The sequence below is a fragment of the Microbacterium sp. Nx66 genome (assembly GCF_904066215.1).
Classification (GTDB): domain Bacteria; phylum Actinomycetota; class Actinomycetes; order Actinomycetales; family Microbacteriaceae; genus Microbacterium; species Microbacterium meiriae.
In genome coordinates, this window is sequence record NZ_LR880474.1 from 1483569 (window position 1) to 1508038 (window position 24470).

General features: G+C 69.8%; 24 protein-coding genes. 16 read left to right on the forward strand and 8 right to left on the reverse strand.

Annotated elements, in window-relative coordinates; all coding sequences use genetic code 11:
- Nucleotide 1 precedes the first annotated feature (1 nt).
- Nucleotides 2–886 (reverse strand): serine hydrolase domain-containing protein, encoded by an 885-nt coding sequence (locus MICNX66_RS06930; RefSeq protein WP_187663870.1) that lies wholly within the window; start codon nucleotides 884–886, stop codon nucleotides 2–4.
- The gene (locus MICNX66_RS06935; protein ID WP_187663871.1) at nucleotides 883–2013 is read right to left on the reverse strand and encodes an acyltransferase family protein; all 1131 of its coding nucleotides are present in this window, start codon (nucleotides 2011–2013) and stop codon (nucleotides 883–885) included. The genes MICNX66_RS06930 and MICNX66_RS06935 overlap by 4 nt, the downstream gene beginning before the upstream one ends.
- 111 nt (nucleotides 2014–2124) lie before the next feature.
- On the opposite strand from MICNX66_RS06935, the gene MICNX66_RS06940 reads away from it, so the two are divergent.
- On the forward strand, nucleotides 2125–3351 hold the full coding sequence (locus MICNX66_RS06940; protein WP_025103205.1) for an LLM class flavin-dependent oxidoreductase: 1227 nt from the start codon (nucleotides 2125–2127) through the stop codon (nucleotides 3349–3351).
- Between the two features lies 1 nt (nucleotide 3352).
- Entirely contained in the window at nucleotides 3353–3997 is a 645-nt protein-coding gene (locus MICNX66_RS06945; protein WP_187663872.1) for an FMN reductase, read from the forward strand.
- Between the two features lie 107 nt (nucleotides 3998–4104).
- On the opposite strand, the gene MICNX66_RS06950 is transcribed toward MICNX66_RS06945, so the two are convergent.
- A complete protein-coding gene (locus MICNX66_RS06950) occupies nucleotides 4105–4284 on the reverse strand; it encodes a DUF5302 domain-containing protein (protein ID WP_136052140.1) in 180 nt (59 codons plus the stop codon).
- 39 nt (nucleotides 4285–4323) lie between these two features.
- Nucleotides 4324–4908 carry a DedA family protein gene (locus tag MICNX66_RS06955; RefSeq protein ID WP_232089222.1) on the reverse strand — a complete coding sequence of 195 codons (585 nt, stop codon included), beginning with the start codon at nucleotides 4906–4908 and terminating at the stop codon, nucleotides 4324–4326.
- Between the two features lie 139 nt (nucleotides 4909–5047).
- On the opposite strand from MICNX66_RS06955, the gene MICNX66_RS06960 reads away from it, so the two are divergent.
- Entirely contained in the window at nucleotides 5048–6988 is a 1941-nt protein-coding gene (locus MICNX66_RS06960) for a GDSL-type esterase/lipase family protein (protein ID WP_187663874.1), read from the forward strand.
- Nucleotides 6989–7001: 13 nt separating this feature from the next.
- On the opposite strand, the gene MICNX66_RS06965 is transcribed toward MICNX66_RS06960, so the two are convergent.
- Entirely contained in the window at nucleotides 7002–8312 is a 1311-nt protein-coding gene (locus MICNX66_RS06965; protein ID WP_187663875.1) for a UDP-glucose dehydrogenase family protein, read from the reverse strand.
- Nucleotides 8313–8671: 359 nt separating this feature from the next.
- Here MICNX66_RS06965 and MICNX66_RS06970 point away from each other — a divergent pair, with 359 nt between their 5' ends.
- From MICNX66_RS06970 to MICNX66_RS06990, 5 genes are all read left to right on the forward strand, one after another.
- On the forward strand, nucleotides 8672–10948 hold the full coding sequence (locus MICNX66_RS06970) for a polyribonucleotide nucleotidyltransferase (RefSeq protein WP_187663876.1): 2277 nt from the start codon (nucleotides 8672–8674) through the stop codon (nucleotides 10946–10948).
- A gap of 213 nt (nucleotides 10949–11161) precedes the next feature.
- Nucleotides 11162–12190 (forward strand): aldo/keto reductase, encoded by a 1029-nt coding sequence (locus MICNX66_RS06975; RefSeq protein ID WP_187664141.1) that lies wholly within the window; start codon nucleotides 11162–11164, stop codon nucleotides 12188–12190.
- A gap of 73 nt (nucleotides 12191–12263) precedes the next feature.
- On the forward strand, nucleotides 12264–12866 hold the full coding sequence (locus MICNX66_RS06980) for a histidine phosphatase family protein (protein WP_187663877.1): 603 nt from the start codon (nucleotides 12264–12266) through the stop codon (nucleotides 12864–12866).
- A gap of 56 nt (nucleotides 12867–12922) precedes the next feature.
- Complete coding sequence (dapB, locus tag MICNX66_RS06985; protein WP_187663878.1) at nucleotides 12923–13663, forward strand: 4-hydroxy-tetrahydrodipicolinate reductase; 741 nt, start codon at nucleotides 12923–12925, stop codon at nucleotides 13661–13663.
- A complete protein-coding gene (locus MICNX66_RS06990) occupies nucleotides 13663–14097 on the forward strand; it encodes a hypothetical protein (protein WP_187663879.1) in 435 nt (144 codons plus the stop codon). The genes dapB and MICNX66_RS06990 overlap by 1 nt, the downstream gene beginning before the upstream one ends.
- A 12-nt stretch (nucleotides 14098–14109) precedes the next feature.
- Here the strand turns inward: MICNX66_RS06990 and MICNX66_RS06995 are convergent, their stop codons facing one another.
- The 3 genes from MICNX66_RS06995 to MICNX66_RS07005 all read right to left on the reverse strand — a co-directional run bounded on the left by MICNX66_RS06995 (nucleotide 14110) and on the right by MICNX66_RS07005 (nucleotide 15638).
- Entirely contained in the window at nucleotides 14110–14535 is a 426-nt protein-coding gene (locus MICNX66_RS06995; protein ID WP_187663880.1) for an OsmC family peroxiredoxin, read from the reverse strand.
- A gap of 84 nt (nucleotides 14536–14619) precedes the next feature.
- Entirely contained in the window at nucleotides 14620–15201 is a 582-nt protein-coding gene (locus tag MICNX66_RS07000) for a DUF4395 family protein (RefSeq protein WP_187663881.1), read from the reverse strand.
- 20 nt (nucleotides 15202–15221) lie between these two features.
- Nucleotides 15222–15638, reverse strand: a complete 417-nt coding sequence (locus MICNX66_RS07005; RefSeq protein WP_187663882.1) for a TlpA family protein disulfide reductase — start codon at nucleotides 15636–15638, stop codon at nucleotides 15222–15224.
- Nucleotides 15639–15751: 113 nt separating this feature from the next.
- On the opposite strand from MICNX66_RS07005, the gene MICNX66_RS07010 reads away from it, so the two are divergent.
- From MICNX66_RS07010 to MICNX66_RS07045, 8 genes are all read left to right on the forward strand, one after another.
- Nucleotides 15752–16561 (forward strand): thymidylate synthase, encoded by an 810-nt coding sequence (locus tag MICNX66_RS07010; protein ID WP_187663883.1) that lies wholly within the window; start codon nucleotides 15752–15754, stop codon nucleotides 16559–16561.
- A complete protein-coding gene (locus tag MICNX66_RS07015) occupies nucleotides 16558–17034 on the forward strand; it encodes a dihydrofolate reductase (RefSeq protein ID WP_187663884.1) in 477 nt (158 codons plus the stop codon). Before MICNX66_RS07010 ends, MICNX66_RS07015 begins: the two co-directional genes overlap by 4 nt.
- A complete protein-coding gene (locus tag MICNX66_RS07020; RefSeq protein ID WP_187663885.1) occupies nucleotides 17034–17795 on the forward strand; it encodes an SDR family NAD(P)-dependent oxidoreductase in 762 nt (253 codons plus the stop codon). The genes MICNX66_RS07015 and MICNX66_RS07020 overlap by 1 nt, the downstream gene beginning before the upstream one ends.
- Nucleotides 17796–17847: 52 nt before the next feature.
- Complete coding sequence (dapA, locus tag MICNX66_RS07025) at nucleotides 17848–18825, forward strand: 4-hydroxy-tetrahydrodipicolinate synthase (RefSeq protein WP_187663886.1); 978 nt, start codon at nucleotides 17848–17850, stop codon at nucleotides 18823–18825.
- A gap of 53 nt (nucleotides 18826–18878) precedes the next feature.
- On the forward strand, nucleotides 18879–20555 hold the full coding sequence (locus MICNX66_RS07030; RefSeq protein ID WP_187663887.1) for a ribonuclease J: 1677 nt from the start codon (nucleotides 18879–18881) through the stop codon (nucleotides 20553–20555).
- A gap of 89 nt (nucleotides 20556–20644) precedes the next feature.
- Nucleotides 20645–23356, forward strand: coding sequence for an FtsK/SpoIIIE family DNA translocase (locus tag MICNX66_RS07035; RefSeq protein WP_187663888.1), 2712 nt, complete (start codon nucleotides 20645–20647; stop codon nucleotides 23354–23356).
- On the forward strand, nucleotides 23356–23931 hold the full coding sequence (gene pgsA, locus MICNX66_RS07040; protein WP_187663889.1) for a CDP-diacylglycerol--glycerol-3-phosphate 3-phosphatidyltransferase: 576 nt from the start codon (nucleotides 23356–23358) through the stop codon (nucleotides 23929–23931). The genes MICNX66_RS07035 and pgsA overlap by 1 nt, the downstream gene beginning before the upstream one ends.
- Nucleotides 23928–24416 carry a CinA family protein gene (locus MICNX66_RS07045; protein ID WP_187663890.1) on the forward strand — a complete coding sequence of 163 codons (489 nt, stop codon included), beginning with the start codon at nucleotides 23928–23930 and terminating at the stop codon, nucleotides 24414–24416. Before pgsA ends, MICNX66_RS07045 begins: the two co-directional genes overlap by 4 nt.
- Nucleotides 24417–24470 lie beyond the last annotated feature (54 nt).

Below are 24470 nucleotides of genomic sequence, written 5' to 3' on the forward strand. Positions count from 1 at the left end.
CTCAGCCGGCGGCGACGTCTTCGAGGACGGCGACGGCGTCCGCGGCGAACGCATCCGCTCCGGCGTGATCGTGAGCGGTCACCGTCACCACCGCGTCGCCGAGGAACAGCAGCAGCTGGCCGTGAGCCCCGTGCAGCCGCCACGCCCGCCCCGGACCCTGCCAGCCCGCGAGCGCATAGCGGTCGTAGCCCGGGTTGACGCCCGCGACGACGCCGTCCTCGTGCATGGCGTCGATCCACTCCGGGGCGACCAGTCGACGACCCTGCCAGGAGCCGCGATCGCGGATGAGCAGCCCCAGGCGCGCGACCTCCTCGGTGCGGAGCGGCAGGCCGCCACCCGCCTCGATGCGTCCGTTCGGGCATCGCGACCAGACCACGTCCTCGATGCCGAGCGGGGCGAAGAGGCGCGTCGAGAGGTAGTCGCCGATGTCGCCCACGCGGGTCGCGAGGGCGGTCATCGCGGTATAGGTGCTCGCGTTGGAGTACTGGAACACACGCCCGCGCGAGGGCCGTCGCAGGAACTCGCGGGCCAGATCCGGCCAGTCCGTCATCAGCGTCTCGGACCACGGAAGGTCGATGCCGCTCGACATCGACAGCAGGTGACGCAGGGTGACCTGAGCGACACCGTCGCCGAGCTCGTGGTCCGGGAGGAGGGTGGCGACGGTGTCGTCCAGGCGGATCAGTCCGTCGTCGGCGGCGAGGGCCGTGGCCAGCACGCAGACGCCCTTCGCGATCGAGTGCACGTCCTCCCGGACGTCGGGTGCCCAGCGGTGACCTGCGGTGTCCTCGCCGATGCGCACGTGGAGCCCGTGCGCGGCGAAACCCTGGGAGTCGGCGATGGCGACGAGCCGATCCCTGACCTCGGACGCGGGGTGGGCGGCTGTCATCGCGGACGCCGGGATCCGGTCGGATCGTTGCGGCGGCCTTCCCGCGACGCGAGCTCGGGATCGGCGAACAGCCACCGCGGCCGCGGCTCCACGAGCGGACGGAACACCCGCCGCACGGGCGTGGTCGCGAGCAGCAGTGCGAGGACCACCGAGAGCGCCGTGACCGCAGGGAGCCAGAACCAGGTCGGCTCGAGGTCGCGCAGCACGCCGCTCTCCCGGAACGGGTAGAGCACGAACGAGTGCAGCAGATAGACGTACATCGTGTACTGGCCGAAGGTGGTCCACCAGTAGGACCTGCGGGGGATGAGGACGAAGAACGCGGCGCAGAGGACGACGGCGAGGAGCAGGAGCGCGAAACGGATGCCGCCGGCCCACCACTGGTCCCCGACGAGGTCGGAGTAGGAGGCCTCGTAGAACAGCCAATGCCGCAGATCCGTGGCCTGCCAGACGGGGAGCCAGTTCCACGCAGCCCACCCGGCGGTGCCGAGGACGGCGACGGCGGTGATCCGGACCCACCACGGGCGGAAGTCGAGGAGACGCAGGCGGTCGACGATGTTCCGCTCCCTGAGCCACCAGCCGAGGGCGAAGAAGGGCAGCAGGCCCAGGGTGCGCGAGAGCGAGAAGGTGCTGTCGACGTTCGGGAGATAGCCCGCGCCGACGGAGATGACCACCGTCCACAGCAACGGCCAGCGCAGCAGGGCGAGGTAGGGGAGGACGAGGCGGAAGATCCCGAGCGCGAGCAGGAACCAGAGCGTCCAGCTGGGCTGCGTCGGGTTCGGGGTGGTCTCTCCCTCCACGAGCCACTTGGTGAGCGTCCAGAGCGCCTCGAAGATGACGTAGGGGAGGATGATGTCGGTGATGACGCGGGCCATCTGCGTCCGGGTGGGGGAGCCCGACTTGGAGAAGTAACCCGAGATGATGGCGAACGCCGGCATGTGGAAGGCGTACAGCGCCAGGTAGAGGGCGAAGGCGATGTCCGAGTCGTAGATGAGGCGCTGGATCGCGTGCCCCAGGACCACGAGGACGATGCAGGCGTACCGCGCGTTGTCCCAGAAGGGCACGCGTCGGCGTTTGCGGTCGACCGGCCCTGTGCTGGACCCCGTCGTCCCGACTCCGGTGGTGCTCATTCTCCGAGGCTACCGGCCGGGAATAAAGTTGCCCTGCACGCGTTGACCCAATTACATTCAAATGAATAGAACCGGATGTCGAGCATCCGATTCGGAGAACACGGAGCAATCATGAGCGAGCAGTCAGGCGCGCAGGCGATGCAGTTCGGCATCATGTCGGTCAGCGACATCACCCGCGACCCCACCACGGGAGTCACCCCCAGCGAGCAGGAGCGGATCAAGGCGACGCTGGCCATCGCGACGCATGCCGAGGAGGTCGGACTCGACGTCTTCGCGATCGGCGAGCACCACAACCCGCCGTTCTGGTCGTCCAGTCCCACCACGTTCCTCGCCGCGCTCGCCGCACAGACCGAGCGGCTCATCGTCTCGACCTCGACGACGCTGATCACGACGAACGACCCGGTGCGCATCGCGGAGGAGTACGCGATGCTGCAGCACGTCTCGGACGGCCGCATGGACCTCATGCTCGGTCGCGGCAACACCGGCCCGGTGTACCCCTGGTTCGGCCAGGACATCCGCCAGGGGCTTCCGCTGGCGATCGAGAACTACGCGCTCCTGCACAAGCTGTGGCGCGAGGACGTCGTGGACTGGGAGGGCAAGTTCCGCACCCCGCTGCAGGGCTTCACCTCGACCCCGCGTCCCCTCGACGGCATCGCGCCGTTCGTGTGGCACGGCTCCATCCGCACACCCGAGATCGCCGAGCAGGCCGCCTACTACGGTGACGGGTTCTTCGCGAACAACATCTTCTGGCCGAAGGAGCACTACCAGCGCCTCATCGAGCTGTACCGTCAGCGCTTCGAGCACTACGGTCACGGCACGCGGGAGCAGGCGATCGTCGGTCTCGGCGGCCAGGTGTTCATGGCGGCGAAGTCGCAGGACGCGGTGAACCAGTTCCGCCCGTACTTCGACAACGCCCCGGTCTACGGTCACGGTCCCAGCATGGAGGACTTCACCGAGATGACCCCGCTCACCGTGGGATCGCCGCAGCAGGTGATCGACCGCTATGCGGCGATGCGGGAGCACTACGGCGACTACCAGCGTCAGCTGTTCCTCATCGACCACGCCGGCCTGCCTCTGAAGACGGTGCTCGAGCAGCTGGACATCCTCGGTTCCGAGGTCGTGCCGGTGCTCCGCAAGGAGCTGGCGAAGGACCGCCCGTCCACGGTGCCCGACGCGCCGACCCACGCCGCGCGCGTGCAGGCGACCTACGGAGACGGACCCACCCGGCAGGCGCGTCCCGGCGCGAACCGCGGCGACAACCTCACCGGGGACTCGCCCTACCAGGACACGCCGGCTCCCGCGGGAGCCGCGTTCGGACTCGGCCGGAAGGAGGCCTGACATGACCACGCGTCGCATCGCCGTCGTCTCGGCGGGTCTCTCCAACCCGTCGTCCACCCGGATGCTCGCCGACCGACTGGCGGCGGAGACCGTGAAGGCGCTCGCGGAGCGCGACATCGAGGCCACGGTCGACGTGATCGAGCTGCGCGACCACGCGCACGACATCACGAACAACATGCTGACCGGCTTCGCGCCGCCTGCACTCGAGACGGCGATCAACACCGTCGTCTCGGCCGACGCGCTGATCGCGGTGACGCCGATCTTCTCCACGAGCTACTCCGGGTTGTTCAAGTCGTTCATCGATGTGCTCGACCCGGACGCGCTCACGGGGAAGCCCGTGCTGATCGGGGCGAACGCGGGGACACCGCGGCACTCGCTCGCGATCGACTACGCGATCCGTCCGCTGTTCGCCTACCTGCACGCCGAGGCCGTCTCCACAGGGGTCTTCGCGGCGTCGAGCGACTGGGGCGGCGCCGGAGACGATGTCGCACCGTTGGCGAAGCGCGTCGAGAAGGGGGCGAGGGAACTCGCCGATGCGGTCGCGCGCCGGGAGGCTGCCACCGTCGTCGACCCTTTCGATCCCGCGACCTACCTGGGTGAGGGGCGCTCGTTCGGCCACATGCTCGGCGGTCTCGCCGGAGGGTGACAGGGGGCCTCTCGAGAGCGACATGCCCCGTGCCTTTCGGCGCGGGGCGTGTCCGTGTCTGCGGAGAGGGATGCGGGAGCCGTGGACCGGCTCCCGCATCCGCACGGTCAACCGCTCTTGCGTCGGAACTCGCGCCGCGTCTGCGGGGCGTTGGCGGCGTGCACGGCGGAATCGCCGTCGAGGTGGGCCTCGCCCTGCCGGTGGTGCGCGTTCTTCTTCTCGAGCGCTTCCTTGAACTTGCGCTTCATGTCCTCCGAGGAGGAGCCGGCGCCTTCTTCGGTGCTCATGCTCCCGAGCCTAGGGCACGGCAGGAGCAGCGGCGAGTGTCACCGCTCCCGCCCTCGCGTGAGCCGGTCGACCCCGAGCCCGATACCGACGGCCAGGGCGACCGACACCGGGACCGCGACGAGGGGGCCGCCGGCCAGCACCGCGCCGACGAGCGCGCCGATCGCGGCCTGGTATGCCGCCCACCCGGTCGCGGCGAGCGTCACGAGAGCCAGATAGCGGGGCGGGTGGATCCGGGAGGCGCCCGCCACGAGGTTCACGGCGAGCCGGGCGAACGGGACGAAACGAGCGGTGAACAGCACCGTGGCCGTGCCGCGGTCCAGCCGGTCGCGTGCCCAGCCGAGGGCCTGCCGCATGCGGCGGCCTCTCATCCAGCCCCAGCGCTCGGTGCCGACGACGCACCCGATCAGATAGCAGCAGGCGTCACCGAGCGCTGCCGCCCCCGCCGCGCAGAGCACCACCGCCCAGAGCGCGGGCGTTCCGGTCGTCATCGCGACCGCGCCGAGGGCTGTCACGGCGATCTCCCCGGGGACGACGACGAAGAACGCGTCCCCGAGCACGAGCAGGCTCATCGCGGCCAGGCTCCAGGGACCGGCGAGGACGTCAGCGAGCAGGTCTGTCGACACACCGCCACCCTGCCCTGGGACGGTGAACGGGAACCAACGCGCGGATAGCCGGTGACCCGTGATCCAGCATCCGGTGAACATCCGGTGCTCGACGCCGGTTTCTCGCAGCGGGGGCGAGGTGCACCGTCATCCTGAGGGGGTGAGAGTCGCGATCGTCACCGAGTCCTTCCTTCCGCACATGAACGGCGTGACCGGATCCGTGATGCAGATCCTCCGCCATCTGGAGCGGCGAGGGCACGAGGCCTGTGTGCTCGCTCCCGCCGCCACGGGCATCCCGGAGCGGTTGCACGGTGCCCCCGTCACGGCGATCCGCAGCGTGCCGCTCCCCGGATACCGGGATGTCCGCGTCGGCGCGGCGACGACCCGTCGGATCGGAACCGAGCTCGGCCGCTTCCGCCCCGATGTCGTCCACCTGGCGTCGCCGTTCGCCCTCGGGTGGCGCGGGCTGCTCGCCGCAGAACGCGGCGGCATCGGGACGGTCGCGGCCTACCAGACCGATGTGGCCGCATACACGGAGAGGTATCGCGTCGCCGCGACGACCGGCATGGCCCACGCCCATATCGCACGGCTCCACCGGCGAGCGACCCTCACACTCACGCCGTCCTCCGAATCCGCGCACCAGCTCGGTCGCCTCGGCGTCGACCGACTCCGATCCTGGGGGAGAGGGGTGGACGCGGAGCGCTTCCACCCCTCCCGGCGCAGCGACGCGCTCCGAGCGGAATGGGGAGCGGAGATCGTCATCGGCTACGTCGGACGCCTCGCCGCGGAGAAGCAGGTGGAGGATCTCGCCGCGCTGCACGGCATCCCCGGCGCCCGTCTGGTCATCGTCGGCGACGGGCCACGGCGGGACCGGCTGCAGGAACAGCTTCCCGACGCTCTGTTCCTCGGGAGGCTCGACGGGGATGCGCTCGCCACCGTGCTGGCCTCCTTCGACGTGTTCGTGCATCCGGGAGAGAGCGAGACGTTCGGCCAGACGCTGCAGGAGGCCCACGCGAGCGGGGTGCCCGTGGTCGCCACCGGTCGCGGAGGGCCGCTCGATCTGGTGAGGGCCGGCGTGGACGGCTGGCTCTACCGCCCCGGGGACCTCGCCGACCTCCGGCGACGCGTGACCGCTCTCGCCGGGGACGAGCAGACCCGCCGAGCGTTCGGGCAAGCAGGCTGGAGCGCTGTGCAGGGACGAAGCTGGGAGCACCTCGGGGATCAGCTCCTGGGGCACTTCGAGGAGGCGCGGGCGCTGCACGCCGTGGACAGCCGTCTGCGCGCTCGCCGCCTCGTCCGACCGGAACCGGCCGCGCCCGCCCCGTCGCGACGGTGGCGGCGGGTGGTCGCGCTCGGCGACTCCTTGACCGAGGGACTGTGCGACCCAGGGCCGGACGGTGCACTCCGCGGGTGGGCGGACCGGCTCGCCCTGCTCCTCGCCGCGCGGGGCGGCCTCCACTACGCCAACCTCGCGGTCCGCTCGAAGCGCGTGGCCGACGTGTGCGGCCCGCAACTGGAGCGCGCACTGGAGCTCCGACCCGATCTGGTCACCGTGCTGGTGGGCGCCAACGATCTCGTGAAGCACCGTGCCGCCGTGCCGGCGCTCGCCGCGAGTCTGGAGGCCGCCGTGCGGCGAGTGCGCGCGACCGGCGCCGACGTGGTCCTGGTCACCCCGTTCCTCCCGGACCGACGCGCGGCGGCGCTGTACACCCGGCGCTTCTCCGCCTTCGCCACGGCCCTCGCGGGGATCGCGGCGCGGACCGGTGCGATCCTCATCGACACGGATCTGCATCCGGTGCTGGCGGAGCGGCAGCACTGGGGCGAGGACCTGGTGCACCTCAGCAGTCGCGGACACCGCTTCCTCGCCTATCGGGTCGCCGAGGTGCTCGGGGTGCCGCACGCGGACGCGCTCGGGCTGCTGGATGCGGCCCTGCACGAGAACGAGCCGATCGGCCGCGCGGCCTGGTGGCGGCGGCACGCGCTGCCGTGGGTGTGGCGGCGACTCCACGGCCGTGCCGCGGGAGACGGCCGTCGGGCGAAGCACGACGACTACGTCTACGTGGGACGCTCCTCCGTCGAGCGTGACGCCAGCGTGGTCTGAGGGACGGCAGCCCTCAGCGTCGCCCCATACCGCGGTACGTCCAGCCGGCGGCTCGCCAGGCGGCGGCGTCCAGACAGTTCCGTCCGTCGATCACGATCCGGCCCCGCACGAGCCCGCCGGCGTGCTGCGGACTGAGCTCGCGGCGGTACTCGTCCCACTCCGTGACGACGACGACAGCGTCCGCGTCCCGCAGGGCCTCATCCCTGGACGACGTGTATCCGAGCTGCGGATGCCGCGCACGGGCGTTCTCGATCGCCGCCGGGTCCGTCACGACGACATCCGCGCCGAGTCCGCGCAGCCGCACGGCCACCTCCAGCGCGGGAGAATCGCGGACGTCGTCGCTGAAGGGTTTGAAGGCCGCGCCGAGGACGGCGATCCTCCGTCCGGAGACCAGGCCGTCCAGGGCATCGACGACCAGACGCACGGCGCGATCACGCCGGCGGAGATTGATGGCGTCCACCTCGTGCAGGAAGGCGACGGCCTCGCCGCGGCCGAGCTCCTCGGCGCGGGCGGCGAACGCGCGGATGTCCTTCGGGAGGCAGCCGCCTCCGAACCCGATCCCGGAGCCGAGATAGCGGCGGCCGATGCGTGAGTCGTGGCCGAGGGCTTCGGCGAGGAGGGTGACGTCGGCACCGGCGGCTTCGGCGACCTCGGCCATGGCGTTGATGAAGGAGATCTTCGTCGCGAGGAAGGCGTTGGCGGCGCCCTTGACGAGCTCCGCGGTGGCGAGGTCCGTGACCAGGAACGGGGAGCCCGCATCGATCGCCGCGGCGTATACGCGGCGGAGCAGGTCGACGGCGGCGGCGCCCTCCGGGGTGTCATCGGCCCCCACCACCAGGCGGTCGGGGGTGAGCGTGTCGTGGACGGCCCAGCCTTCCCGGAGGAACTCGGGGTTCCAGGCGAGCGTCGCCCCGGTCTGCTCGATCCGACGGGCGAGGCGCGCGGCCGTGCCCACGGGGACCGTCGACTTCCCGGCCACCACCGCGCCCGGCCGCAGGTGGGGGAGCAGCCCGTCGATCGCCGCGTCGATGTAGCGGAGGTCGGCCGCGGGACCGGAGGCGGACTGCGGGGTGCCGACGGCGAGGAAGTGCACATCCGCCCCGGAAGCGGCCGCGGCATCCGAGGCGAAGCGCAACCGCCCGGATCGCAGCCCCGCGTCGAGGAGCTCGTCGAGGCCCGGCTCGAAGAAGGGCGCGGCGCCTGCGGCGAGGTCGGCCACCTTGCGCTCGTCCACGTCGATGCCCACGACGTCGTGACCGAGCGAGGCCATCGCCGCAGCGTGCACCGCTCCCAGATACCCGCAACCGATCACCGACATCCGCATGCGCCCAGCACAGCCGACCCGTCCCTCGCCCCGGCGGACGGGCGGTGAACGTCGGGTGACGGTGCGGTGTCGTGACCGAACCGCGTGGGGAACCCTCGGGACTGAGGGCGCACGCTGGTAGTGTGGTCGAGGGTGACCCCGGTCATCCGACAATTTCATATCGACTCATGGAGCGATCGGCGGAGAAGCTGGTCCCCTGTGGTGGGTTCCTCGGCACACGTCGGGTGGCTTTCTACTGGTGGCCAGCGCAGGCGAGATTCGCGGGAGTGCCCGCGCGCCCGAACCCTTCCGTTCCGCTCCTTTGAACATGCTCGCGCGTCACACGGATTCGCGAGTCTAAACAAAGAAGGAGAGACCTCTTGGAAGGTCCTGAAATCACCGCCACCGAGGCCGTTCTCGACAACGGCCGCTTCGGCACCCGCACCATCCGCTTCGAGACCGGCCGCCTCGCGCAGCAGGCTCAGGGCGCCGTCGCCGCCTACCTGGACGGCGAGACCATGCTGCTCTCGGCCACGAGCGCGGGCAAGCACCCGCGTGAGGGCTTCGACTTCTTCCCGCTGACGGTCGACGTCGAGGAGCGCTCCTACGCCGCCGGCAAGATCCCCGGCTCGTTCTTCCGTCGTGAGGGTCGCCCCTCGACCGAGGCGATCCTGGTCTGCCGTCTGATCGACCGTCCGCTGCGTCCGTCGTTCGTCGACGGTCTGCGCAACGAGGTCCAGATCGTCATCACGGTCCTCTCGATCGCCCCGGGCGAGTTCTACGACGCCCTCGCGATCAACGCCGCCTCCGCATCGACGCAGATCTCGGGTCTGCCGTTCTCGGGCCCCGTCGCCGGTGTGCGCCTCGCGTTCATCCCCGGTCACGGCCAGCACGAGGACCAGTGGGTCGCGTTCCCGACCGCCGAGCAGGTCTCCGAGGCCGTGTTCGACCTGATCGTCGCCGGTCGCGTGGTCACCAAGGCCGACGGCTCCGAAGACGTCGCGATCATGATGGTCGAGGCCGAGGCGACCGAGGGCAGCTGGAACCTGATCAAGGCCGGCGCCACCAAGCCCGACGAGACCATCGTGGCCCAGGGCCTCGAGGCCTCGAAGCCGTTCATCGCCCAGCTCGTCAAGGCGCAGGCCGAGCTCGCCGCCACCGCGTCGAAGGAGCCGGGCGTCTACCCGGTCTTCCCCGCGTACAGCGACGAGGTCTATGACTTCGTGTCCGAGCGTGCTTTCGCCGAGCTGAGCGACGTGTACCAGATCGCCGACAAGACCGAGCGTCAGAACGCCGACGACGCGATCAAGGATCGCGTCAAGGCCGAGCTCATCGAGGCCACCGAGGCGGGCTCGCTCCCGGCTGCGGCACCGCTGGAGTTCTCCGCGGCGTACAAGTCCGTCACGAAGAAGATCGTCCGCGGTCGCATCCTCACCGAGGGCACCCGCATCGACGGCCGCGGCCTGGCGGACATCCGTCCGCTCGACGCCGAGGTGCAGGTCATCCCGCGCGTGCACGGCTCCGCGATCTTCCAGCGCGGCGAGACCCAGATCCTGGGCGTCACCACGCTGAACATGCTCAAGATGGAGCAGCAGATCGACTCGCTGTCGCCCACGACGAGCAAGCGCTACATGCACCACTACAACTTCCCGCCCTACTCGACCGGTGAGACCGGCCGCGTGGGTTCGCCGAAGCGTCGCGAGATCGGGCACGGCTTCCTCGCCGAGCGCGCGCTCGTGCCGGTGCTGCCGAGCCGCGAGGAGTTCCCGTACGCGATCCGTCAGGTGTCCGAGGCGCTCAGCTCCAACGGCTCCACGTCGATGGGTTCGGTGTGCGCCTCGACCCTGTCGCTGCTGAACGCGGGTGTGCCGCTGCGCGCTCCCGTCGCCGGCATCGCGATGGGTCTGGTCTCCGACGAGGTGAACGGCGAGACCCGTTACGCGGCGCTGACCGACATCCTGGGTGCCGAGGACGCGCTGGGTGACATGGACTTCAAGGTCGCCGGTACCAGCGAGTTCGTCACCGCCATCCAGCTCGACACGAAGCTCGACGGCATCCCGTCGTCGGTGCTCGCGGGCGCGCTGACCCAGGCCAAGGATGCTCGTCTGACCATCCTCAACGTCCTCAACGCCGCGATCGACGCGCCTGACGAGATGGCGCCCACCGCGCCGCGCGTCATCAGCGTCCAGATCCCGGTCGACAAGATCGGTGAGCTGATCGGCCCGAAGGGCAAGACGATCAACGCGATCCAGGACGAGACCGGTGCGCAGATCTCCATCGAGGAGGACGGCACCGTCTACATCGGCGCGACCGACGGCCCCTCGGCCGAGGCCGCCCGCGCCCAGGTCAACGCGATCGCCAACCCGACCAACCCGGAGGTCGGCGAGCAGTTCCTCGGCACCGTCGTGAAGATCGCCACCTTCGGCGCCTTCATCTCGCTGCTGCCGGGCAAGGACGGCCTGCTGCACGTCACCGAGGTGCGCAAGCTCGCCGGTGGCAAGCGTGTGGAGAACGTCGAGGACGTGCTCTCCGTCGGCCAGAAGATCCTCGTCAAGATCACGAAGATCGACGACCGCGGCAAGCTGTCGCTCGAGCCCGTGCTCGACGACGCACCCGCCGCGGACGAGGCTCCGGCCGAGGACGCCGCCGCCGAGTAGGACACGGTCGGCACGGAACCCGGGTCCCTCCGTCGGGAGGGGCCCGGGTTCCGTCGTTTGATCCGTGATCGAAACGTTATGGGAAGTTTGCGCGCCGTTCCCCGGATTGGCCGGGACGCTCGCGCACGTCGCATACCCTCGAAGTACGCACCGGGGGGTGCCGGAGAAGCAGTGATGTCGATCGGTCCAGCCGATCGCAGCGGGGGTGAGAGTATGCGGTTGTTCGGCGTAGGCGCAGGTCCCGACGCGGAACGCGTCGCGCTCGAGCACGAGGATCATCCCTCCGCCCCGATCCCCATCGTCGGCCCCGGTGTGGGGGAGTCCATCCGCACCGCCATCGGCGAGACCGGATACGAGACGTTCCCGTTGATGCTCGGCGCCGCGGAGTTCGGGTGGAACGTCGATCTCGAGACGAGCCACGGCATCCTCGATCGCTACGTGGAGTTCGGCGGCAACGCCATCCATACGGCGGACGGATTCTCCGGCGGTCGGAGCGAGCACATCCTCGGGCAGTGGCTGCGGTCGCGCGACCAACGGGAGCGCGTCGTCCTCAGCGTCCGCATCGGAGCGCATGCCGACAACCCCGGTCTGGGGTCGGTCAACCTCGTCCGCGCCGTCGAGGGGTCGCTCACCCGGCTCGGCGTCGAGCGCATCGACGTGCTGTACCTGGACGCCACGCTGGATGCGACCACCAACCTCGAAGACACGCTGGCCACGGTCGAGTGGCTCGTCGAGGCCGGGAAGATCGGCGCGCTCGGCGCGTACGGCTTCACCCCGGAGCGGCTGGTGGAGGCCCGCATCCTCGCGTCCGCAGGGTACCCGCGGATCACTGTGATCGACACGCCCTACAACCTCGTGCGGCGGCAGCCGTTCGAAGGCGATCTGCGGCTCGTGGCCGGCGCGCAGAACCTCGCGGTCACGCCGTCCCATGCGCTGGAGCACGGGTTCCTGTCCGGGCGCCACCGCACCAAGGCGCTCGCGTCACGAGGCGTCCGCGGAGAGCAGTTGCGAGGGAATCTCAACCGCCGCGGTACGAAGGTGCTGCGCGCGCTGGATCAGGTGGCCGCCGAACTGGCAGTGCCGGTGGCCGCTGTGTCCATCGCCTGGCTGCTCGCGCAGCGCACGGTCGCCGCGCCGATCGTGAACACATTCGCGACCGACCATGTCGACGAGCTCATGCAGGGCGCCGGTGTGACGCTGTCCCGGGCGCAGGTGGCCGACCTCACCCGCGCGGGCGCCTGAGCTTCCGCTGCCCGTGACATAGGGTGGAAGAGGAAGACCGGCGGATGCTGGCGATGAGGCGAGCGAGCGAGTTGTGACGCACTACATATATCTGGTCAGACACGGTGAACATCAGGATGCCGAGCACGGTCTCGCCGACGGACCCCTTTCGCCGCGCGGCCAGCGGCAGGCGGAGCTGATCGCGGATCGGCTGTCCGGGCTCCCGCTCGACGCCGTGTGGCATTCGCCGCTGCTCCGCGCGGCCGAGACGGCGCGATCGATCGCCGGTCGCCTCCCGTCCGTGGACCCCGCGCCGTCCGCTCTGCTGTTCGACTGCGTCCCCACGGGGATGACAGAGGAGACCCCGGCGGTGTTCGAACCCTTCTTCGGCTCGGTGACCGAAGCCGAGATCGAGGCCGGTCGCGCCCAGATGTCCGACGCCGTCAACGAGTTCCTCGTGCGGAAGACCGGAGACGTGCACGAGGTGCTCATCACACACAACTTCGTGATCTCGTGGTTCGTGCGCGAGGTGCTCGCCGCACCCGACTGGCGGTGGATGACGCTGAACCAGTCGCACTGCGGACTGACGGTGATCGCCCAGAAGCAGGGTCGGCCGTGGACCCTGCTCACGCACAACGACACCGGCCACCTGCCGATGGAGTTGCGGACGGGGATTCCCGACGCGCTGTTGGTGTGATCACCGTATCCGCGCGCCGCGGCCTCCGCTCGACGCCCGGAAAATAGACTGGACGCATGACCACGAAGGTAGCCCTCGTCGGCGGGACCGGAAAGCTCGGAACGATCATCGGCGCGGTGATCGGCGAGCTGGAAGGCTTCGAGGTGAGCCGGGTGCTGACCTCGGCGAGTGACCTTTCGGAGCTCGCGGGAGCGGACCTCGTGATCGACGCGTCCACTCCGCAGATCAGCATCGATGTGGTCCGCACCGCCGTCGAGCACGGCCTCAACATCCTCGTCGCCACCTCCGGCTGGTCGGCCGAGCGGATCGCGCTCGTGCGGCCGCTGGTCGAGGCCGCTGACACCGGAGCGGTCTTCATCCCCAACTTCTCCCTCGGCTCCGTGCTCGGTTCGGCCCTCGCCGCGGCCGCCGCGCCGTACTTCGGCTCCGCGGAGATCGTCGAGGCGCATCGGGAGACCAAGGTCGACTCCCCGAGCGGTACCGCCGTCCGCACGGCGGAGTTGATCGCCGCCGCGAGGGCGTCCCAGGGCCCCGTCAGCGCCCCGCATGCGGATCAGCGCGCGCGGGGGCAGCAGGTCGGCAGCGTGCCCATCCACTCCCTCCGGCGGCCCGGGGTGATCGCGAAGCAGGAGGTGATCCTGTCCGGGCCGGGGGAGTCGCTCACGTTCACGCATGACACCACCGACCCGGCGCTGGCCTACGCGCCGGGGATCCGGCTGGCTGTGCCGTATGCGGCCACCGCGTCCGGAGTCGTGGTCGGTCTGGAGAACATGCTCGACATCGGCATCCGCTCGTGATGTCGCGGATCGGGGTCGCACTGATGGCGGCGGCCCTCCTGCTGTACCTCGCGGTCGCGGGCTGGCTCGCGGTCATGTTCCTGGCCGTCGGGACGCCGGTCTCCATCGGGATGGGCGTCACCCTCCTCGTGCTCGCCCCCGTCGGCGGATGGGCCCTGGTTCGCGAGATGCTCTTCGGTTTCGGAGCGGATCGTCTGGGGCGTCTGCTCGACGCCGAAGGCGGAATGCCGCCGGTCGAGACCGAGCTCACGCCCAGTGGCCGCATCGCCAGGAAGGACGCGGACGCGCTCGTCGCGCGCTACACGGCGGAAGCGGAGGCGGCACCCACGGACTGGCGTGCGCGCTACCGGCTCGGCGTCGTGCAGGATGCCGCGGGGCGCAGGAAGGACGCCAGGGCGAGCATCCGGCAGGCGATCAGCCTGTCCCGCGCCTGACGTCCACGGAGCTCAGGCGAGCGTCGCCTCGAGGGTGATCTCGATGCCTGCGAGAGCCTGGGACACCGGGCACCCGGTCTTGGCGCCCTCGGCGATCTCCTGGAACTTCTCCGGAGTCAGGCCCGGAACCGTGGCGTTGACGTTGAGGTGGCTGCCGGTGATGCCGACACCTGGCTTGAAAGTGACCGAGGCGCTGGTGTCGACGCGCTCCGGCGGGGTGCCGTACTCGGCCAGGGCGTGCGAGAGCGCCATGCTGAAGCAGGAGGCGTGGGCCGCGGCGATGAGCTCTTCCGGCGTCGTGGTGGTGTCGCTGCCCTCGCTGCGGGACTTCCAGTCGATCGGGAACGTCCCCAGATGCGAGGAGGAGAAGGCGACCGTGCCGGAGCCTTCCGTGAGGGATCCGGTCCAGGTGGCGGCGGCTTCACTGGTGACGGGCATGATTCCTCCGGTTCTGACGCCACCGGGGGAGCGGCGTCGCTTGGTCGCCAGCCTACCGAGCGAGACGGCCGCCGGGAACCGGGATCACGCGGTGCGGCGCGTTCTCCCGGTCAGCCCGACGCGCTGCAGCAGGAGGTAGAGCTGGCAGCCGAGACAGAATGCGAACACGGCGTTGAGGAAAGCGGCGAGGAACGCCGCGGCTGTGGCGATCGGAAGGGCCCACGGCACGCCGGCGAGGTGGAGCAGGAGGCCGAGCCCCACCACGACGAGGCCCACGCCTTGGGCGAACCGCGGGGGGCGGGGATCCTCCAGTTCGACGGGCGGCGCCAGGCGCGGACGGACGAGGCGGCGGTAGAGCACGCCCCACGGTGCGGTGGCCGGCGAGACCACTCCCCAGAGGAACAGCAGCGCGATCAGCGTCGCAAGGAGGAAGCCCGGGTCGAGCACGCGCGCGACGGGCTCTACTGAGGGCAGTGCCCACGCGCCCCCCGGTACGAAGACGGAGCCGCTCTGCGGCTGGACGGCGAACCAGCCGGCGCGCTCTGCGCCGGCGGGAGTCGTGGAGATGCCGATGAGTGCGAGGAACGTCGCAACGGCGAGGAGGAATGCGGTGATCGCGGCGGCGAAACGGGGGCCTCGCGGGTCGATCCCAGCGGATGTCGTCATCGGGTTCTCCAGACTGCGCTTCAGACGAGGGTGGCGACGGCTGTGGCCAGGGCATCCCGGGCGGGCACGCCCCCGAATCGGGCTCGGACGACACCCGAGGCGTCGACGAGGAACGTGGTGGGGGTCTGCAACACCCGGTACCGGGCGGAGAGGTCGGGTCGGTGCGTGAGGTCGACCTCGATGTGTGCGAGCCCTGTCGTCTCGGCAGCGTACGCGCCGAGCAGCCGGCGCACCTGCGGACACCGGGTGCACATCTCGGTGCTGAACTGCACGAGGGTCGCGCTCGCGCCGAAGGCTGCGCCCGCCGCATCCGCCGGCTCGAACCTCAGGTCGCCGCCGTTGCGTCGACGACCCTCACGCCGACGAAGCGCGAGACCGACGAGGGTGGCGAGTGCGAGAAGCGCGGCCACGGCGGCGAGGGCGAGTGCGGGGGACACACGTCGAGCGTACGGCCGGAGGACCAGGGGTGCCGCGATGTGTCCATCCGTGACGAGAACATCGCGCCGATGACACCGCCTTCGGGGCGACCGAGGCGGGTATCCTGACAACCATGAGCGCCGCTGTCCCGACTCCGTACGAAGACCTGCTCCGCGACGTGCTCGAGACGGGCACGCACAAGAGCGATCGCACAGGGACCGGGACCACGAGCGTGTTCGGGCGGCAGATCCGCTTCGATCTCGCGGAGGGCTTCCCGCTCATCACCACGAAGCGCGTCCACTTCAAGTCCATCGCGTATGAGCTGCTCTGGTTCCTGCGCGGCGATTCCAATGTCCGCTGGCTGCAGGAGAACGGCGTCTCGATCTGGGACGAGTGGGCGGACGAGGACGGCGACCTCGGCCCCGTGTACGGCGTCCAGTGGCGATCCTGGCCGACTCCCGACGGCGGCAGCATCGATCAGCTGGCCGAGGTCATCGAGCAGATCCGGACGTCGCCGGACTCGCGGCGCCTTCTCGTGTCCGCCTGGAACCCCGCGGACATCCCGGACATGGCCCTCGCACCGTGCCACGCGCTGTTCCAGTTCTACGTCGCCGACGGCAAGCTCTCCTGTCAGCTCTACCAGCGCAGCGCGGACATGTTCCTCGGCGTGCCCTTCAACATCGCCTCCTACGCGTTGCTGACGATGATGATCGCGCAGCAGGTGGGGCTGGAGCCGGGCGACTTCGTCTGGACCGGCGGGGACTGCCACGTCTACGACAACCACGTCGAGCAGGTGCGTGAGCAGCTCACGCGAGAGGCCTACCCGTACCCGACGCTGCGGTTCGCGCGGAAGCCGGACTCGATCTTCGACTACCGGTTCGAGGACTTCGTCGTCGAGGACTACCAGCACCATGCACCGATCCGGGCGGCGGTGGCGGTATGACCTGGGTGGGACTCATCTGGGCCGAGGCCGCCGGAGGCGTCATCGGTGCTGAGGGCGGTATGCCCTGGTATGTGCCGGAGGACCTGGCGCACTTCAAGGAGACCACGCAGGGCGCACCTGTCGTCATGGGACGGAAGACCTGGGATTCGCTGCCGGAACGGTTCCGGCCGCTCCCCGGGCGCGACAACATCGTCGTGACCCGCCAGCAGGACTGGGCGGCCGACGGCGCCCGCCGTGCGGCCACGGTGTCCGAGGCCGTCCGCGGCCAGGAGAAGGTGTGGATCATCGGCGGGGCGGAGATCTTCCGTCAGGTGATCGCCGACGCTGACCGGCTCGAGGTCACCGAGCTCGACCTCGAGGTCGCCGGCGACACGTTCGCTCCGCCCAAGACCGGGTGGCGCGTGGTCGACGAGGGGGACTGGCTGACGTCCCGTACCGGCGTCCGGTATCGCTTCGTGAGGTACGAGCGCTGATGCCCACCGCACTGATCACCGGAGCCAGCGCCGGGCTGGGAGCCGAGTTCGCCCGTCAGCTGGCTCGTCGGCGCGCCGATCTCGTGCTCGTGGCCCGCTCGGAGGAGTCGCTGTCGGCTCTTGCGACGGAGCTGCGCGGCGAGTGGGGAGTGGCCGTCGAGGTGCTTCCGGCCGACCTGTCCGAGGAGGACGGCGTCGAACGCGTCGCGGCACGGCTCCGCGACCGGGACGACCCGATCGACCTGCTCGTGAACAACGCCGGCTTCGGGCTGCCGCTGCAGTTCGCCGACAATGACATCGAGGACGAGGTGCGGCATCTGCGCCTGCACGTCGAGGCCTCCATGCGCCTCATGCACGCGGCCCTGCAGACCATGCGGGGGCGGGGCGGCCGGATCATCAACGTCGCCTCGGTCGCAGGTTTCATCTCTCGATCGACGTACTCCGCGTGCAAGGCCTGGCTCATCGACTTCAGCCGCTGGGCGAACACGGCCTACGGTCCGGACGGCGTGAGCGTCACCGCGCTCTGCCCCGGCTTCACGCACACGTCGTTCCACGAGCGGATGGGTCTCGCGGTCGGCGAGGAGGGCGTGCCGTCGTTCCTGTGGCTCGATGCCCGAGACGTCGTGCGCGAAGGCCTCCGGGACGCCGCGCGCGGGAAGTCCGTGTCCATCCCCTCGCTGCGTTACAAGGCCGTCGTCGCCGTGACGAAGGTGCTGCCCCGATCCCTCACCGCGGCGGTCGCGCGTCGGGGTCGGGTCTGACGGTTCCCGTCACCGTCCGCGGCAGCGGCATCCGACCCGATACGCTGGACGCATGACGCACTCGGGCAACCCTTTCGGACAGGTTCTCGTCGCGCTCGTCACTCCGATGACGGCCGACGGCGAAGTCGACTGGCCCGCCGTCGAGAAGCACATCGATGACGTGATCACCGCAGGCGCGGACGGCATCGTCGTGACGGGAACGACCGGCGAGACCTCGACCCTGACGGACCCCGAGAAGCTCAAGCTCGTCGAGGTCGGGAAGTCCGTCTCCGCCGGCCGGGCGAAGATCATCACGGGCGGCGGATCGAACGAGACCGCGCACGCCATCGAGCTGTACAAGGCCAGCGAGAAGGCCGGCGCCGACGGCATCATGATCGTCACGCCGTACTACAACAAGCCGACGCAGGCCGGCATCCTCACCCACTTCCGGCTCGTCGCCGACGCGACCGATCTGCCGGTCATCCTGTACGACATCCCCGGGCGCACCGGTGTGCCGATCAAGTACGAGACGATCCTCCGGCTCGCCAAGCACCCGAACATCCTCGCGGTGAAGGACGCCAAGGGCGACTTCTCCGAGGTGAGCCGCGTGCTCAATCAGACCGACCTCATGTACTTCTCCGGTGATGACGCGAATGTGCTTCCGCACCTGTCGATCGGTGCGACCGGCCTCATCGGCGTGACCGCGAACGTGGCGTCCGCGCCCTACCGCACGATCATCGACGCCGTGAACCGCGGCGACCTCGCCACGGCGACTGCGGAGCACAAGCGCCTGGAGCCGCTGGTCCGCGCTGTCATGACGCACGTCCCCGGCACCGTCGCCGCGAAGTACATCCTGCACGGGCTGGGTCGCATCTCCAGCCCGCGCGTCCGCCTTCCCCTCGTCGGCCCGGAAGAGTGGGAGGCCGCCCTCATCGAGGACGAGCTCGACCTCGTCAGCGGCGTGCCGGGGGCGGACTTCTCGAACTTCCGGCCCGACCGCAACGCGGCCGCGGGCGGCGCCCTGCCGAAGGTGCACGGCACGACGCGCTGAGCCGCGTCACCATGAACGAACGGACGCGTGGAGTGTCCGACTGAGGAGACAGCATGTCCATTCCCCTGGCCGAACCGTCCGCTCTCGACGAAGGGACGCTCCGGGTCATCCCGATCGGCGGCCTGGGGGAGATCGGTCGCAACATGACCATGTTCGAGTACGACGGGAAGATCCTGATCGTCGACTGCGGCGTGCTCTTCCCGGAGGAGCACCAGCCGGGGGTCGACCTGATCCTCCCGGACTTCGAGCCGATCCGTGATCGCCTCGATGACATCGTCGGCGTGGTGCTCACACACGGTCACGAGGACCACATCGGTGCCGTGCCCTACCTCCTGCGTCTGAAGAGCGACATCCCCCTGATCGGCTCCGGGCTCACGCTCGCGCTGGTCGAGGCGAAGCTCAAGGAGCACCGCATCAAGGCCTTCACCCTCACCGTGAAGGAGGGTCAGGAGGAGCGGGTCGGTCCGTTCGACCTGGAGTTCGTCGCGGTCAACCACTCCATCCCGGACGCCTTGGCGGTGGCCATCCGCAGCCCTGCCGGCATGGTCCTCGCCACCGGCGACTTCAAGATGGACCAGCTGCCGCTGGACGGTCGGATCACCGACCTGCGCGCGTTCGCCCGCCTCGGGGAAGAGGGCGTCGACCTGTTCCTCGTCGACTCGACCAACGCCGACGTTCCCGGTTTCACCCCGACGGAACGCTCCATCGGCCCCGTGCTCGACCAGGTCATCGCGAAGGCGCCGCGTCGCGTCATCGTCGCGAGCTTCTCCAGCCACGTCCATCGCGTGCAGCAGGTGATCGATGCCGCACACGCCAACGGGCGCCGCGTCGCGTTCCTCGGACGCAGCATGGTGCGGAACATGACGATCGCCGAGCAGCTCGGCTATCTGAAGGTGCCGTCGGGCGTGCTGATCGACTTCAAGAAGGCACGCGACCTCCCGGACGAGCAGATCGTCTACATGTCGACAGGGTCGCAGGGCGAGCCGATGGCCGTGCTGAGCCGGATGGCGAACATGGACCACGCGATCGAGATCAGCGAGGGCGACACCGTCATCCTCGCCTCCAGCCTCATCCCGGGCAACGAGAACGCGGTCTACCGCGTCATCGACGGCTTGACCAAGCTCGGCGCCAACGTCGTGCACAAGGCGAACGCGAAGGTGCATGTCTCCGGACACGCCGCCGCGGGTGAGCTCATCTACTGCTACAACATCCTCAAGCCGAAGAACGTCCTGCCGGTCCACGGCGAGTACCGGCACCTCATCGCCAATGCCAAGCTTGCACAGGACACCGGGGTGCCGGAGGACAACACGATCATCGCCTCGAACGGCACCGTGATCGACCTCAAAGGCGGCATCGCGAAGGTCGCGGGCCAGCTCGACCTCGGCTTCGTCTACGTCGACGGCTCGACCGTCGGCGAGATCACCGATGCCGACCTCAAGGACCGCCGCATCCTCGGAGAAGAGGGCTTCATCTCGGTCATCGTCGTCGTGGATGCCACGACCGGACGCATCATCTCGGGTCCCGAGATCCACGCCCGAGGTGTGGCGGAGGACGACGCGGTCTTCGACGACGTCGCGCCGAAGATCGTCGCCGCGCTCAAGGAGGCGTCGGGCAACGGGGTGCGTGACACGCATGCGCTGTCCCAGGTCGTCCGCCGGACGATCGGTCGTTGGGTGAACCAGAAGCTGCGCCGCCGTCCGATGATCGTACCTCTCGTCATCGAGGCCTGACCCTCCGATACGGCGTGCTGTCGCGCGCCGTATCGGCGAATTCCGCGTGGTGACGCGGAGATGTCGGTCGCGGGTCGTACCGTGGAGGCATGGCCAGGAGCAGCACCAAGACCGAGCGCGCCTCGACGAGCGCGCCGTCGCGCCCCAAGCGGCAGGCGGCTCCCAAGGCGCAGCCCGCCCCCAAGAAGTACATCGATGAGGCGGACAAGCCGTCTGTCGCCGCGCGCGCCTGGACCGGGCTCGCGCACGGCGTCGGCGGACTCTTCCGCGCATTCGGACCGGAGACGCTGCAGAAGGACGACCGGAGGGACGGATTCCCGTTGCTCCTGGTCATCCTGGCGGCCCTCGGTGCCGTCAACGAGTGGTTCTTCATCGGCAACGAGGTCGCGTCGAACATCAGTGCCTACTCCGTGGGCCTCTTCGTGGGCCGCGTGGCGTTCATCATGCCCGTGCTTCTGCTGCTCTTGGCGGGCTGGCTGTTCCGGCACCCGTCGTCGGTGCACGACAACGGCCGCATCGGGATCGGCTTCGGCATGTTCGTCCTCGCCCTCGCGGGGATCTTCCACGTCGCCGGTCCCCGTCCCCACCCCAACCAGGGCATGCCCGCGCTGAGCGAGTCCGGCGGTCTGCTCGGCTGGCTTGTGGGGCAGCCGCTCACGTACCTCACCGACATCCCCGCCTACATCGTCCTCGGGCTCCTCGCCGCCCTCAGCATCCTGATCCTCACGAAGACACCGCCGAACCGCATCGGTGCGCGGCTCGGAGACCTCTACGCCTGGATGTTCGACGCCGAGCGCCCGGAGAAGCCGGCGAAGGACGCCTCGGCCACGGTCGACGAGGCCGACAAGGTCGACGACCCCGACGTGCTGCCCTGGTGGCGGCGCAACAAGACCGGCCGCGAGGAAGATCCTGACGAGGGCACGCTCGCGTCCGACGACATCACGGCGCTCCTGTCCACCACGGAGGCCACCCCGGCGTACGACCAGGCGGTGACGGTGGCGAACCCGTACGATGCCGCGACCGAGGTGCTGAGCGACGTCCGCTCCGTCACCGACACGCTCGCGGAGCAGCAGACGACCGCGCTGCTGGACGATGAGTCCGACACCGGCGAGATGCCGGAGCTCCCCGGGCTCGACGGATTCGGCACTGAGGGACCCGGCGACCGCGGTCCGCAGGCGCCGGTGGCCCCGTACATCCTCCCGTCGCCGGGAGTGCTGTCCGAGGGTCCGCCATCGGTCGCGCGGTCCGAGGCGAACGACCGCATCGTCGAGCAGATCACCAGCGTCCTGGACCAGTTCAAGGTCGATGCCAAGGTCACCGGCTTCTCCCGCGGCCCGACGGTCACGCAGTACGAGGTGGAGGTCGGCCACGGCGTCAAGGTCGAGAAGATCCTGCAGCTGAGCAACAACTTCGCCTATGCCGTCGCCTCCAACGACGTGCGCATCCTCTCGCCGATCCCCGGCAAGAGTGCGATCGGCATCGAGATCCCGAACACCGACCGCGAGACGGTCGCCCTCGGCGATGTGCTGCGCTCGGGTGCAGCGCAGAAGAGCACGCACCCGCTCACGATCGGCGTCGGCAAGGACGTGGGCGGTAACTTCGTCGTCGCCAACCTCGCGAAGATGCCGCACCTCCTGGTGGCGGGCTCGACGGGGTCCGGTAAGTCGAGCTTCGTGAACTCGATGATCACGAGCCTCCTCATGCGGGCCCGCCCCTCGGACGTGCGCATGGTCCTCATCGACCCGAAGCGCGTGGAGCTCACCAGCTACGCGGGTGTCCCGCACCTGATCACCCCCATCATCACGAACCCGAAGAAGGCCGCAGAGGCGCTGCAGTGGGTCGTGAAGGAGATGGACATGCGGTACGACGACCTCGCGTCGTTCGGCTTCCGCCACATCGACGACTTCAACCGCGCCGTGCGAGCGGGGGAGGTGGAGGTGCCCCCGGGCAGCGAGCGCGTGCTCAAGCCGTACCCGTACCTCCTCGTCGTGGTCGACGAGCTCGCGGACCTCATGATGGTCGCGCCGCGGGACGTCGAGGACTCGATCGTCCGCATCACGCAGCTCGCCCGTGCCTCCGGCATCCACCTGGTGCTCGCCACGCAGCGCCCGAGCGTCGACGTGGTCACCGGCCTCATCAAGGCGAACGTGCCGTCCCGCCTCGCGTTCGCGGTGACGAGCGTCACGGACAGCCGCGTGATCCTCGACAGCCCCGGCGCCGACAAGCTCATCGGCCAGGGTGATGCCCTGTTCTCGCCCATGGGATCGTCGAAGCCGTTCCGCCTGCAGGGCGCGTGGGTCGACGAGAAGGAGATCGACGCGGTCGTCAAGCACGTCACGCGTCAGGCGCGTCCCGAGTACCGCGCGGACGTCCAGGAGGCGATGGAGCCGGCGAAGAAGAAGGAGGTCGACGAGGACATCGGCGACGACCTCGAGCTCCTGCTCGCGGCGGCCGAGCTCATCGTCTCCTCGCAGTTCGGATCGACGTCCATGCTCCAGCGCAAACTGCGGGTCGGGTTCGCCAAGGCCGGACGCCTGATGGATCTCCTCGAGTCGCGAGAGGTCGTCGGCCCCTCGGAGGGATCGAAGGCCCGGGATGTGCTCGCGACCCCCGAGCAGCTGCCGCAGGTCATGGCGAAGCTCCGTGGCGAGGACGTGCCGTCGGCTCCCGCGGCACCGGCTGCGCCCGCCGCCGCGGCGCCACCGGCCGAACGCGATCCGCTGGAGGCGCAGTACGACGGCCTGCCGGTCGTCGAAGCAGAGGGCGACGAAGACGCCTGGGGCCTGACGGGACGCGACTGATGGCGATTCCCCGACAGCTCCCCAACGCGATCACCGTGGCGCGCATCCCGCTCGCCGTGGTGTTCTTCGTCCTCCTGCTCGTCGGCGGGACATACGGTCTCACCGACCTCACCGTGCGCTGGATCGCCGCCGTCCTCTTCATCGTGGCCATCTCCACCGACTGGGTCGACGGCTATCTCGCCCGCCGGTACGACATCGTCAGCGACTTCGGGAAGCTGTGGGATCCGATCGCGGACAAGCTCCTCACCGGCGCGGGATTCGTAGGGCTGGCGATCCTCGGCGAGGTCTCCTGGTGGATCGTCGCGGTCATCCTCGTCCGCGAGTGGGGGATCACCATCCATCGCCTGGTCGTCGCGAGCGAGCACGTGGTGGCGGCCGCCTGGATGGGCAAGATCAAGACAGCGTTCCAGGGCGTCGCTCTCGGGTGGGCCCTCCTGCCGTTGCATGTGTTCATCGGTCTCGGGCCCTGGACCGTCGTGACCACCGTTCTGATGTTCATCGTTCTGGTGCTCACCGTGGTCAGCGGCATCGACTACATCGTCGCGCAGGTCCGCGGCGCCCGTCAGAGCCGATGAGCGGGACGACGCCGACCGAGGCGCTGACCGCTCTGCGGGGGCGGGGCTGGACGCTCGGCGTCGCGGAGTCCCTCACCGGCGGTGCGGTGTCTGCGGCGCTCGTCGCGGTCCCCGGCGCCTCGGCGGTGCTTCTCGGCGGCGTCGTCGCCTACGCGACCCCGGTCAAGCACACCCTGCTCGCGGTCGATGCCGAGCTTCTGGAACGATACGGGCCGGTGCACGCGGAGGTCGCGCGGCAGATGGCCGCCGGTGTGCGAGAGGCCGTCGCGGTCGACGGGCGCCCTGCCGACGTCGGAGTGTCCACCACCGGGATCGCGGGGCCGGAGTCCCCGGACGGCCAACCTGTGGGTACCGTCCACATCGGAGTGGTGACGCCGACCATGAGCCGCACCGAGCAGTTCCGCTTCGGAGGCGACCGCGACGCGGTGCGGGCGCAGACGGTCGCGGCCGTCCTCGACGTGATGGCCGCCGCACTGCGGGAATAGGGACGTGCAGCGTCATGTTGATACGGATGTGCTCACATTCAAACCACAGAGTGC